Raw genomic sequence first — 11808 nt, 5'->3', positions numbered from 1 at the left:
CCGCCGGAGTCCCCAGCCCCGACCACCGATCCCGCCAAGGCCGAGGCGGTGATGAAGATCGTGCGCGACACCATGGCGCACGCGCACCTGAAGGCGGTCATCGTGCGCGCGACCGTCGACGGCGAGGAGGTCGTCACCGAGGGTGTCGGCGAGTCCATGACCGGGGTGCCAGCGACGACCGGCATGCATTTCCGCAACGGCGCGGTCGCGATCTCGTATGTGTCGACGCTGCTGCTGCGCCTCGTCGACGAACAGAAGGTCAGCCTGGACGACAAGCTGTCGAAGTGGCTGCCCGATGTGCCGCACGCCGACCGGGTGACATTGGGCCAGCTCGCCCAGATGACCTCGGGCTACGTGGATTACGTCATCGGCAACACCGAGTTCGACAAGGCGCTGTACGAGAATCCCTTCCGGCAATGGGAACCCGACCAGTTACTCGGCTATGCGACGTCTCGGCCGCTGCTCTACGAACCGGGTACCAACTGGAACTACGCGCACACCAATTACGTGCTGCTCGGCAAGGCGCTGGAGAAGGCGACCGGACAGGACATGCCGAAGCTGTTGGAAGACAAGGTGCTGCGGCCGCTCGGCCTGACCAACACCGCCAACTCGTTCACCCCGCAGATTCCATCGCCGGTCCTGCACGCGTTCACCAGCGAACGCCGCGCGGCGCTCAAGATACCCAGTGGCACACCGTTTTACGAAGAGTCGACGTATTGGAACCCGTCGTGGACAATCACTCACGGCGCCATCCAGACGACCAACATCTACGACATGGAGGCCAGCGCGGCAGGCATCGGCTCCGGCAAGCTGCTGTCGAAGGAGTCCTACGACAAGATGGTGTCCACCGAGCTTCGCGGCAAGACGCACACCCAGCCCGGCTGCACCACCTGCCTGGTGCAGGACGACGGCTACACCTACGGCATGGGAATCGTGATCTCGGGCGACTGGCTGCTGCAGAACCCGCTGTTCGCCGGTGAAGCCGGTGTGATGGCCTACCTGCCGTCGAAGAAGATCGCCATCGCGGTCGCCGTCACCTACCAGCCCGAAGCCTTCGACGAGGCGGGCAACTACCGCAACGAAGGCGACACCCTGTTCCGCAGGATCGCCAAGGAGCTCGCCCCCGACGACGCCCCGCCGGTGCCACCGACGAAATAATGGTCGCCGTGGCGCCCAGAGTGCTGTTCATCTACAACGAGCATCTCGCGACGGAGGCATTGCTCGGCGATGCGTTCACCGAATGTGGTTTCGACATCTCCACATTCGAGGTGGTTCCACCCGAACGGCTGCACGATCCCGTGCTCGATGTGGCGTTTCCCGATCCGACCGACTACGACGTGCTCGTGCCGCTGGGCGCCCGGTGGCCGGTGTACGACGAGGCGCTGCGCGCTAGGTGGGTCGGTGCCGAGATGAAGATGATGCGTGACGCGGCCGACGCGGGCGTGCCGACGCTGGGCGTGTGCTTCGGTGGTCAACTGCTGGCCGCGGCCTTCGGCGGCTCGGTCAGCCGGTCGGCGACACCGGAGATCGGCTGGTTCGACATCGCAAGCGACCGGGAGGAATTGGTGCCATCCGGGCCGTGGTTCCAATGGCACTTCGACACCTGGACACTGCCACCGGGCGCCGCCGAGATCGCGCGGACCGCGAACTCTTCGGCGGCGTTCGTGCTCGGCAAGTCGCTGGCCCTGCAGTTCCACCCGGAACTGGGTCACGACCTGCTCGAGTTGTGGCTGGCCACAGACCGCGACGGCGAGGTGGCCGGTGTCGGCCTGAGCCACGACGAGCTTCGTTCGGCCACAACAGAATTCGAGCCCAGCGCCGCCCGCAGGATCCGGAAGTTGGTGCGGGGGTTCCTGTCGCGGGTGGCCGGTCAGTCGTGTCCCAGTTGATGCGCCAGCGCATCGGCGACGGTGACATGGCGAAACCGGTGTCCGAGCTCGGTCAGCTTGGTCGGCACCACCCGCTGGTCGGCGTGTGCGAGTTCGCGCGCGCCCTGCGGCCCTAACAGCAGCCGCGGACCCAACGACGGCACCGGCAGCACCGCCGGGCGGTGGATCACGCGCGCCAGCGCCTTGGTGTAGTCGGCATTGCGCACCGGCGTGGGCCCGACGGCGTTGACGGGACCGGCCAGCCGCTCGTCGAACAGCGCACGGTGGTAAACATCGATCAGGTCGTCCAGCCCGATCCACGACAACCACTGCCGGCCGCTGCCCAGCCGGCCGCCCAGGCCGGCCGCGAAGAGCGGACGCATCAATCTCAGCGTTCCGCCGCTCGCCGCTTGCACGATTCCGGTGCGCACCGCCACGACGCGCAGGCCCGCCTCGGCGGCCGGGGCGGTCGCGGCCTCCCAGTCGGCCACCAAATCGGCCAGGAATCCGTCGCCGCGCAGGCTCTCCTCGCACAGCACCGCGTCGCCCCGGTCGAAGCCGTAGTAACCGATCGCCGACGCGCTGACGAACACCGTTGGGCCGTCAGAGCCGTCTGCGGCCACCTGCGCGAGCCTGCGCGTCGGCTCGATGCGGCTGTCGCGGATCCCCGCCTTGTGCCCGGACGTGAATCGCCCGGCGATCGACGCCCCGGCCAGGTGCACGACCGCGTCGACCCCGGAGAGCAGGTCCGGTGCGGGCGCGTCCGGTTGCCACTGTCGCTCGTCCTTGGCGCGTGCCGGCCCCCGTACCAATCGGATCACCCGGTGCCCACCGCTACTCAGAAACGCCGCCAGCGCGGACCCGACCAGGCCGGACGCGCCCGTGATGGCCACCACCATCGGTTGCGCACCCGCCTCCGCGGCGTCGCGGTGCGCGGCCAGGTCGTCAGCGAGCTGGCGGTGCCGGTAGGCGAAGGTGGACCGTAACGCCGCGGCAGGCACCGGGGCGTCGACCACGTCGCGAACCGTCGTGCCGCCGCCAGGGGCCTCGCTGAACTCGTGGGTGTGCCGCCATCGACCGACGACCCGGGCGGGCCAGGACATCGGCCCCGCCGACGAGAGCGCGTCGACGAAGCGGTACGGGGGATCGAATTCCGCCGGATCGTGCTGCGCCACCCACCGCAGCCCGCCGGGCAGTGCGAGCACGGCCCGGCCGTCGGCCAGCGATTCGGTTTCGGCCACCACCCTCATCGGCTGCCAGGGTGGGACGAGCCGGGTCATCGCGCCGGGGCGGGTATGCCAGGCGAACACCTCGGCCAGCGGGTGGTCGACGACACTCTCGTATTCGATGCCCATGGTCCCCTTCCGTTACCAAACGTCCCGTCACAAGAGATTCGGAGCCCGAGCCGCGAGGGTTTGGCCCCGATCCGCTATGGATACCCCATCAAATGCGCCGCGGTCGTAGGCTGGAGGAGTCCCCGGAATTCGAAAGACTGTCATGACGGGTTGGAGTGGACTCGTACGCCGCAATTCGCGGCGCACGTTCACCGATCGCCGCGAGGCCGGCCAAGTCCTTGCTGAGGAGTTGACGGCCTATCACGGAAAAGACGACCTGCTGGTGCTCGGGCTGGCGCGCGGCGGGGTGCCGGTCGGCTGGGAGGTCGCGGCCTCGCTGCGGGCGCCGCTGGACGTGTTTCTGGTACGCAAACTCGGTGTGCCGCAATGGCAGGAGCTCGCGATGGGCGCGCTGGCCAGCGGCGGTGGCCTGGTGGTCAACGACAGCCTGATGCGCAGCCTGGGCATCAGCGATGACCAGCTGCGGGAAACGATCGAGAAGGAGACCGAGGAACTGAACCGTCGCGAATCCGCCTATCGCGGCGGACGGCCGCCATTGGACGTGGCTGGCAAGATCGCGATGCTGATCGACGACGGGATCGCCACCGGCGCCAGCATGCTCGCCGCGGTACGGGCCGTCCGGGCCGCCAAGCCCGCGCGGGTCGTCGTCGCCGTGCCGGTCGGACCGCCGTCGGCGTGCAAGCAGTTGGCCGAAGAGGCCGACGACGTGGTGTGCGCGATGATGCCGCCGTCATTCGAGGCGGTCGGACAGGTCTACAGCGACTTCCATCAGGTCTCCGACGACGAAGTTCGCGAACTGCTGGCGCGCCCGACCATCGCGAGCTGAATTCAGCGGGTGTTGCGGTCCTCGCCGGCCACCTCGTCGTCGCCCTCTTCGACCGCTACTGCGGTGGTATCGGCCTCGGATTCGGCGCGCTCGGCCTCGTCGGGGTAGTCGGCGTCGAAATCGGCGTCGGCCTGCCCATCCTCGGGCGGCGGGGCGGCCTCGTCCTCCCCGGCATCGCGCCGGGAGCGCTCTTGCAGCGCGTCGACGATCAGCAACACCACCCCGATCACGCTTGCCGCAATGCAAACCCAGGCGATCAGCTCATTGCTGGTGACGACCGCGGTCACCAGCGCGGCCAGGCCGATGACGGCCAGCACAAGCGCGATGATCAGCATTGGTGGAATCCGGATCAGTTGTTACCGCGGTTGAACTGGTTGAATCCGCCGCCGTCGTTGGCGCTGGAGTCCACCGGTGCCGCCGAGCCGCGCTGGCCCAGTTCCTCGAGCTGGGATTCCAGATAGGTCTTGAGCCGGGTGCGGTATTCGCGTTCAAAGGTGCGCAACTGCTCCAGCCGGCCTTCCAGCACGGTGCGCTGCTGGTTGATCGTTCCCATGATCTCGGAATGCTTGCGTTCGGCGTCGGCCTGCAATGCGTCGGCCTTCTCCTGCGACTGGCGCAGCTGGGCCTCGGAGCGGGTCTGGGCGTCGGCCAGGAGGGCATCGGCCCGCTGCCGGGCCTCGGCCACCGTGGATTCCGCGGTGATCCGCGCCTCGCCGACCATCTGGTCGGCCTGGGCGCGCGCGTCCGAAAGCATTTTCTCCGACTCGCCCTTGGCGGTGACGGTCAGCCGATCGGCCGTGTCCTGCGCGAGGCTGAGCACCCGGGCCGCCTTCAGGTGCTGCTCCTCGGCGCTGCTGCCGGCGGCGGGCTGCGGCGCTTCGTACACCGGCGCCGGGGCCGGCTCGGGCTCTGGTTCGGGCTGATACAGCGGGATGGCCGCCGTCGACTGCGTTCCGCCGCCGGCCCGCGCGGTCGCCACCTCTTGGTCCAGCTCGGTTACCCGCTGACGAAGATCGGCGTTCTCCTCGATGAGCCGGGTCAGCTCGTTCTCAACCAGATCGAGGAAGGCGTCGACCTCGTCCTCGTTGTAGCCGCGCTTGCCGATCGGCGGCTTGCTGAATGCGACATTGTGGACGTCGGCTGGTGTGAGCGGCATTGTCTGCCCCCTTGGAAGTCTGGACCGTCAATCGAGTTCAAAGTGTAGAGCCTTAGTGCTTGGTAACTGGCGTCCATCCTGTCACAGCAGACCCGGCGGTCGCAGTTGAGGGCGATAATTAAGAGCGAATTTCAATGTTTCTGCTTCGATTGCCCGGCAGAAAACGATACTCGGCAAACCTCGAGCGGCGATGTGTTGTCGACGGCTATCGGCGCCGGTGTCAGGCCGCCGCGCTGAACGCCAGCTGCATGCCGATGAACGCGACGAGCAGCAGCACCATGATCGACAGGTCGAACCGGATCGCCCCTATCGTGAGCTGCGGAATGATCCGGCGCAGCAGCCTCACCGGCGGGTCGGTCACCGTCATGATGACCTCGAGGATGACCACCGTCACCCCCTTGGGGCGCCAATCGCGGCTGAACGAGCGGATGAACTCGACCACCACCCGGGCGATGAGCAGCAGCCAGAACACGAACAGCGCGAAACCCAGAATCTCGAAGAACAGGGCCAACTGAGCCGACCTCACTACAAGCCGATGTGTGACATTCGATACAGGTAAGACGAGATGACCCGGATCGCGTCGCCAGCCTACCTGGCTCGGGTGAGCACAGCCGATCTACTGGTAGGCGTAGAAGCCCGTCTCGGCGATGCGCCGCCGGTCGTCGGGGCTGACGTCGACGTCGGCGGGCGACAGCAGGAACACCTTGGTGGCGACCTTGTCGAAGGAGCCGCGCAGCGCAAAGGCCAGGCCGGCCGCGAAGTCGACCAGCCGCTTGGCGTCGGCGTTGTCCATCGTCACCAGGTCCATGATCACCGGGGTGCCGTCCCGGAACCGCTCGCCGATGGTGCGCGCCTCGCTGTAGTCCTTTGGCCGCAGCGTGGTGATCTTCGACAGCGGGCTGCCCTCGTCGAACAGCATCGCCATCCGCCGGGGATCCATCGCCAGCGCCCCGCGGGTGGATCCGCGCAGCGAGCCGAACCGCGGCGCGGGCCGATCGAACTCGCGGGGCCGGAAGCGCGGTTCGTCGGGGTAGGGGCCGCGGTAGCCGTCGTCGTCGTCATAGCCCGCCATGCGGTCGTCATAGCGGCCGTATCCGTCGTCGCCGAAGCGCTCCCGTCGTGGGTAGCCGCGTGAGGGACGATCGTCGTCGTCGTAGTACTCGTCGTCGTAGTCGTCCATGGGCGCCATACCGAAGTAGGCCTTGACCTTGTGCAGTGTGCTCATCGCTGGACCCTTCTGGAGAAGCTGGTGTCTGTGATGAAGATGTGACTGGAGTGACTACTCATGGTGACGTTAGCGGGCGTTGCCCCAATAGCGCGGTACCGACACGCACACACGTCGAACCATGTTTTATCGCCGCCTCCAGATCGCTGGACATGCCGGCCGACAGCCCGAGCGGCTGCCGGTAGGACCGCTGCACCCGCTGCTGCTCCGCCCGCAGTCGCGCGAATGCCTCGTCCGGGTCGGTGTCCAGCGGCGGGATGCCCATCAAACCGACGAATTCCAGCGCCTCGGCGGACTGCGCCTGCGCGCACAACGCGTCGATCACCTCCGGACGGTTCACGTCCACACCGCCGCGCGCGACGTCGCCGTCGAGGCTGATCTGGATGTACACCCGAAGCGGGTCAGCCCGGCTGCCCTGGCCCCGGGCGCGTTCGGCGGCCCGATCGAGCGCGGTGATCACCTTGGCGCTGTCGACGGAGTGTGCGGCATGAGCCCAGGTCGCGATCGAACGCGCCTTGTTGCGTTGGATGCGGCCGACCATGTGCCAGCGAATGGGCTCGGCCGGCTCCGCGGAATTGCATTCGGCCGATTTCGCCGCCCCTTCCTGTTCGCGCGATTCGCCGAATTCGCGGCAACCTAAATGCGACAAAATAAGCACATCGGTGGCCGGAAAGAATTTCGTAATCGGCAACAATTCAATTTCTGCGCTATTGCGGCCGGCGGCCTCGGCGGCGCGTTCGATGCGCCCGCGCACAACGGCCAGCTGCTGCGCCAGTTCGACTTCCCGGGTGGTTGCCACCGCGGTCATTCCATCCACACCAACGACGCCAGGCGTCCGGTCGGGGCATCCCGCCGATGGCTGAACAGGTTGTGGTCGTCCACCGTGCAGCGCGGGTCGGCATCGATGGCGGTGACGCCCAAATCCGTTAGTTGATGGGCGATTCCGGCTCGAAGGTCCAACCCGGGCGTGCCCCGCGACGTGGTGGTCCGGCTGCCGGGCAGTGCGGCCTCCACCTCTGCTGCCATCGCCTCGGGCACCTCGTAGTTACGGCCGCTGACCGCGGGTCCCAGCAGGGCGGAGATGTCGCCGGCATACGCGCCCGCGGCCAGCATTGCCGCTACCGCGCGGGCCACCACACCTTTCTGCGCCCCCACCCGGCCCGCGTGCACCGCCGCGACCACACCGGCCCGCGCATCGGCCAATAAAACCGGAACACAATCGGCCGTTACCACCGCCAATGCCAATCGCGGCGTGCTGGTCACCAATGCATCGGTTGCCTCGACGGCGGCGGCGGGGCCTTCGAGCGGACCGTCGACCCGGACCACCCGGTCGCCGTGTACCTGGTTCATCCAGACCACGTCTTCGGCGCCCAGCCCGATCCCGGCGGCGAGCCGCTTCCGGTTGGCCGCGACGGCGGCCGGGTCGTCGCCGACATGGTCGCCCAGGTTGAAGGTGTCGAACGGCGGCGCCGAGACGCCGCCGGCACGGGTGGTGGTCACGCGCCGAACCCGAACACTCACAGCTCTAGTATCCGGACGGGTATTTCGGCACGCGCTAGTGGCGCATGAACGGTGGAACGTCGACGTCGTCGTCGTCATCCCCACCGATGCTGACGCTCGAACCGTTGGTGTGCACCGGCACGCTGGCGGCGTCGGCGGGCTCGAACAATGTCGAGGTGACCTTGCCCGAGCGTCCGGGTGCGATATTTCGTGCACCGGCCCCATCTCCCATGACCGGCTTGCGGTTCGGCGCGGAGGCGTCGAAGCCGGCGGCGATCACGGTGACCCGGACCTCGTCGCCCAGCGAGTCGTCGATGACGGTGCCGAAGATGATGTTGGCGTCGGCGTGCGCGGCGTCCTGCACCAGCGAGGCAGCCTCGTTGATCTCGAAAAGGCCCAGGTCACTGCCGCCGGCGATGGACATCAGCACGCCCTGCGCACCTTCCATGGACGCCTCCAGCAGCGGCGAGTTGATGGCGATCTCCGCCGCCTGCAGGGACCGGCCGTCGCCGCGGGCGGAGCCGATGCCCATCAGCGCGGTGCCCGCGCCGGACATGATGCCCTTGACGTCGGCGAAGTCGACGTTGATCAGGCCCGGCGTGGTGATCAAGTCGGTGATGCCCTGCACGCCGTTGAGCAGCACCTCGTCGGCGCTGCGGAAGGCATCCATCAGCGACACCGCCGCGTCACCCATCTGCAGCAGGCGATCGTTGGGGATGACGATCAAGGTGTCGCAGGTCTCCCGCAGCGCGGCGATCCCGGCCTCGGCCTGGCTGCTGCGGCGCTTGCCCTCGAACGAGAACGGCCTGGTCACCACGCCGACGGTGAGCGCGCCGAGCTTTCGCGCGATGGTCGCGACGACGGGCGCGCCGCCGGTGCCGGTGCCACCGCCCTCTCCGGCGGTCACGAACACCATGTCGGCGCCGCGCAGCAGCTCCTCGATGTCGTCCTTGGCGTCCTCGGAGGCCTTGCGTCCGACCTCGGGGTCGGCGCCTGCGCCCAGTCCACGGGTGGAGTCGCGGCCCACGTCGAGTTTGACGTCGGCGTCGCTCATCAACAGCGCCTGCGCGTCGGTGTTGATGGCGATGAACTCCACGCCCTTGAGGCCGTGCTCGATCATCCGGTTGACGGCGTTGACGCCGCCGCCGCCGATGCCGACCACCTTGATGACGGCGAGGTAGTTATGCGGGGGGGTCATCGCGATCGCCTTCCTCCCTGGTTGCCTGTCCTGGCGCCGAACCCCGGGCAAACTCTCAACCTCAACCATAGGCTTAGAGTTATGTCAAGTTGTTCCGCGAAACAGAACGGTAGGACGACCGCACGGTCTATCCACGCAGGCGCGCCGACGCGGACGTCAGGAATTTCGGCCGATTTAAGCGGCGACCGCTATTTGACCGTCGGCAAATCGGGGCTGGACACGTCGTAGGTCTGCCCCGGCTGGGTCAGCAGTGCCGCGAGTTTCTGCGCCTTCTCCTCGGTGCGGTCGGTGGTGCCCCACACCACCACCCGGCCGTCGGTCAACGTCAGGGTGATCGATGCCACCGACGGCGCCGCGATCCGGGCGACCTGCCCGGCCACCTCCGGCCGCAGTGCGGTCATCACCTGCAGTGCGGCCTTGGTCGCCGGGTCGCTGGGGCCGGGGTTGTCGACCTCGATGTACGGCACGCCGGGCGGCGCCGGCGCGGTCGCGAAGTCCACGCCGTCGCGGTCGAACAGGTGTGGCCCGTCCGGATAGTCCTTCACCACGATGGGAACCCGTTCGACGACGGTGATCCGCAGTGAGGACGGGTATTCACGCTGCACCCGCGCACTGGCGACCCGGCGGATCGTGGCCACCCGCTCGGCGACGTCGTCGGTGTTGACCTGCAGCAGCGGTGTGCCCGGCTGGACAGCGGCCGCCGCGACGACCTCTTCCTGGGTCACCGCGCCGAGGCCGGTGACGACGACGTTGCGCGCCGACATGACCGGCGTGAAGTACAGCAGCAAGCCGAGGCCGACGATCAGCACGGCGAACACCACCGCCCAGATCACCACCTTCAGACCCCGAACCGCGCCCCGCGCAAAGGTTTTGGCCTCCTCGGCCTGCCTGCCCAGCGCGCGACGTTTGGCCTCGCGGCGGGCCTGCTCGATCGCCGTGGCCCGGGCCTGGGCGGCGCGTCGCTGTTCGCGTTCCCGCCGGGCCCGACGCCGCGGTCCTTCGAAGGCCTCCGCGGGGGGACGCTCCGCCGGCGTGACTTCCTCGTCCGGCGTCGCATCCCCGCCGTTGTCGGCGGCCTTGGTCATCGCTCGCCCGTTCCGGGTCTGCCCGGCGCGCTGCGGTTGGCCCGGACAGCAAGCGCCGCAAGGATTTCGTTGCCCAGCATGGTGACATCGCCGGCGCCCATCGTCACGACGACGTCACCGGGGTGCACGGCGTCGGCCACCTCGTCGGCAACCGCGGAGAAGTCCGGCAGGTAATGCACCGGCTTGTCGACGTGCTCGGCGACCGTGGCCCCGCTGATGCCGGCCATCGGCTGTTCCCGCGCGGCGTACACGTCGAGCACGAACACCTCGTCCGCCCCATCAAGTGCCTGCCCGAACTCACGCGCGAAAGCGGCTGTGCGCGAATACAAATGCGGCTGGAACACCACCACCGAGCGTCCGTCCCCGCCCTGCTCGGTCACCGTCCGCACCGCGTTGAGGGTGGCCCGCACCTCGGTCGGATGATGCGCGTAATCGTCGAAGACCCGCACTCCGTGCGCGGTGCCGACCAACTCGAAGCGACGGCGCACCCCCTCGAACCCGGCCAGCCCGTCGGTTACCGACTCGGCCGACGCCCCGACCTCCATCGCGGCCAGCAGCGCGCCCAGTGCATTGAGCGCCATGTGCCGGCCCGGCACCGCCAGTCGCATCACCCGCGGATGCGCCTCGGCGGCCAGCTGGATGTGCGCCACCGCGCCGGTGCCCTGTTGCTCCCAGCTCAGCAGCCTGCCGGCCAGATCCGGGACATCGTCGCTTCCGTAGCGCAGCACGCGTATCCCCAGCGCGGCGGTGCGCTCAGCCAGCGCGGCCGCGCCCGGATCGTCGGTGCAGACCACCAGCGCGCCGCCGGGCGCCAGTCGCTCGACGAAATCGTCGAACATCGCGCCATATGCCTCGGCGCTGCCGAAGAAATCCAGGTGGTCGGCCTCGATGTTGGTCACCACGGCCACATTCGGGATGTATTCCAGCAGCGAGCCATCGCTCTCGTCGGCCTCGGCCACAAAGCAGTCGCCGCTGCCGTGGTGCGCGTTGGTGCCGGCCTCGCCGAGGTCGCCGCCGACGGCGAAGGACGGGTCGAAACCGCCGTGCTGCAAGGCGACGATGAGCATCGACGTCGTGGTGGTCTTGCCGTGGGTGCCGGTGACCATCAGCGTGGTGTGCCCGGCCATCAGCTTGGCCAGCACCACCGGCCGCAGAATGACCGGAATGCCGCGACGCCGGGCCTCGACCAGTTCGGGGTTGGTCTTCGGAATCGCCGCGTGGGTGGACACCACCGCGGTCGGACCGCCGGGCAGCAGATCCAGCGACGACTCGTCGTGTCCGATGCGGATCGACGCACCCCGCGCGCGCAGCGCCACCACCCCGCGTGATTCCTTGGCGTCCGAGCCCGACACCAGCCCGCCACGGTCGAGCAGGATGCGCGCGATGCCGGACATGCCCGCTCCACCGATGCCGACCATGTGCACCCGCTGAAGTTCGGCAGGTAGGGAATTCCCGTTCACCGCCGGCGCCTTCGGCTATCCCGGTCGCGGCGGGCCACGTCAAGGGCGACCTCGGCGACTCGTTGTGCGGCGTCGCGGTGTCCGGCCAGCGCCGCGGCCGCCGTCATCGCGGTCAGCCGCGGAGCGTCGCCGAGC

The 11808-nt window shown here is 68.4% G+C and carries 13 protein-coding genes and 1 pseudogene; 3 read left to right on the top strand and 11 right to left on the bottom strand.

Annotation, left to right across the window (positions count from 1 at the left end):
- Together ACRDU5_RS10960 and ACRDU5_RS10955 are read left to right on the top strand one after the other, a co-directional pair.
- A partial coding sequence (locus ACRDU5_RS10960; RefSeq protein WP_526614524.1) for a serine hydrolase domain-containing protein occupies positions 1-1158 on the top strand: 1158 nt, incomplete at its 5' end.
- Positions 1158-1889 (top strand): type 1 glutamine amidotransferase, encoded by a 732-nt coding sequence (locus tag ACRDU5_RS10955; RefSeq protein WP_526614523.1) that lies wholly within the window; start codon positions 1158-1160, stop codon positions 1887-1889. The genes ACRDU5_RS10960 and ACRDU5_RS10955, both read left to right, overlap by 1 nt.
- On the opposite strand, the gene ACRDU5_RS10950 is transcribed toward ACRDU5_RS10955, so the two are convergent.
- Positions 1871-3223 (bottom strand): TIGR01777 family oxidoreductase, encoded by a 1353-nt coding sequence (locus tag ACRDU5_RS10950; RefSeq protein WP_526614522.1) that lies wholly within the window; start codon positions 3221-3223, stop codon positions 1871-1873. The two genes, ACRDU5_RS10955 and ACRDU5_RS10950, sit on opposite strands and share 19 nt — an antisense overlap.
- Before the next feature lie 142 nt (positions 3224-3365).
- Here ACRDU5_RS10950 and ACRDU5_RS10945 point away from each other — a divergent pair, with 142 nt between their 5' ends.
- Positions 3366-4049 (top strand): phosphoribosyltransferase, encoded by a 684-nt coding sequence (locus ACRDU5_RS10945; protein ID WP_526614521.1) that lies wholly within the window; start codon positions 3366-3368, stop codon positions 4047-4049.
- Positions 4050-4051: 2 nt separating this feature from the next.
- Here ACRDU5_RS10945 and ACRDU5_RS10940 read toward each other — a convergent pair whose 3' ends face one another.
- The 10 genes and pseudogenes from ACRDU5_RS10940 to ACRDU5_RS10895 form a co-directional block, all read right to left on the bottom strand.
- Entirely contained in the window at positions 4052-4384 is a 333-nt protein-coding gene (locus tag ACRDU5_RS10940; protein ID WP_526614520.1) for a DUF308 domain-containing protein, read from the bottom strand.
- 14 nt (positions 4385-4398) lie between these two features.
- Complete coding sequence (wag31, locus tag ACRDU5_RS10935) at positions 4399-5205, bottom strand: DivIVA-like cell division protein Wag31 (RefSeq protein ID WP_526614519.1); 807 nt, start codon at positions 5203-5205, stop codon at positions 4399-4401.
- A gap of 220 nt (positions 5206-5425) precedes the next feature.
- Positions 5426-5716, bottom strand: a complete 291-nt coding sequence (locus ACRDU5_RS10930; RefSeq protein WP_526614526.1) for a YggT family protein — start codon at positions 5714-5716, stop codon at positions 5426-5428.
- A gap of 105 nt (positions 5717-5821) precedes the next feature.
- The gene (locus ACRDU5_RS10925; RefSeq protein WP_526614518.1) at positions 5822-6430 is read right to left on the bottom strand and encodes a cell division protein SepF; all 609 of its coding nucleotides are present in this window, start codon (positions 6428-6430) and stop codon (positions 5822-5824) included.
- A gap of 58 nt (positions 6431-6488) precedes the next feature.
- Positions 6489-7238 carry a YggS family pyridoxal phosphate-dependent enzyme gene (locus ACRDU5_RS10920; protein WP_526614517.1) on the bottom strand — a complete coding sequence of 250 codons (750 nt, stop codon included), beginning with the start codon at positions 7236-7238 and terminating at the stop codon, positions 6489-6491.
- Complete coding sequence (gene pgeF, locus ACRDU5_RS10915; protein WP_526614516.1) at positions 7235-7951, bottom strand: peptidoglycan editing factor PgeF; 717 nt, start codon at positions 7949-7951, stop codon at positions 7235-7237. Before pgeF ends, ACRDU5_RS10920 begins: the two co-directional genes overlap by 4 nt.
- 34 nt (positions 7952-7985) lie before the next feature.
- A complete protein-coding gene (ftsZ, locus tag ACRDU5_RS10910) occupies positions 7986-9128 on the bottom strand; it encodes a cell division protein FtsZ (RefSeq protein WP_526614515.1) in 1143 nt (380 codons plus the stop codon).
- Between the two features lie 188 nt (positions 9129-9316).
- Positions 9317-10213, bottom strand: a complete 897-nt coding sequence (locus tag ACRDU5_RS10905; protein ID WP_526614514.1) for a cell division protein FtsQ/DivIB — start codon at positions 10211-10213, stop codon at positions 9317-9319.
- Positions 10210-11631 carry a UDP-N-acetylmuramate--L-alanine ligase gene (murC, locus tag ACRDU5_RS10900; protein ID WP_526614525.1) on the bottom strand — a complete coding sequence of 474 codons (1422 nt, stop codon included), beginning with the start codon at positions 11629-11631 and terminating at the stop codon, positions 10210-10212. The genes ACRDU5_RS10905 and murC overlap by 4 nt, the downstream gene beginning before the upstream one ends.
- Positions 11632-11669: 38 nt before the next feature.
- A pseudogene (locus ACRDU5_RS10895) lies at positions 11670-11808 on the bottom strand (UDP-N-acetylglucosamine--N-acetylmuramyl-(pentapeptide) pyrophosphoryl-undecaprenol N-acetylglucosamine transferase); the annotation flags it as partial.

This window comes from Mycobacterium sp. (genome assembly GCF_050701515.1).
Taxonomy (GTDB): Bacteria; Actinomycetota; Actinomycetes; order Mycobacteriales; family Mycobacteriaceae; genus Mycobacterium.
This window is presented reverse-complemented; position numbering and strand designations above follow the sequence as displayed.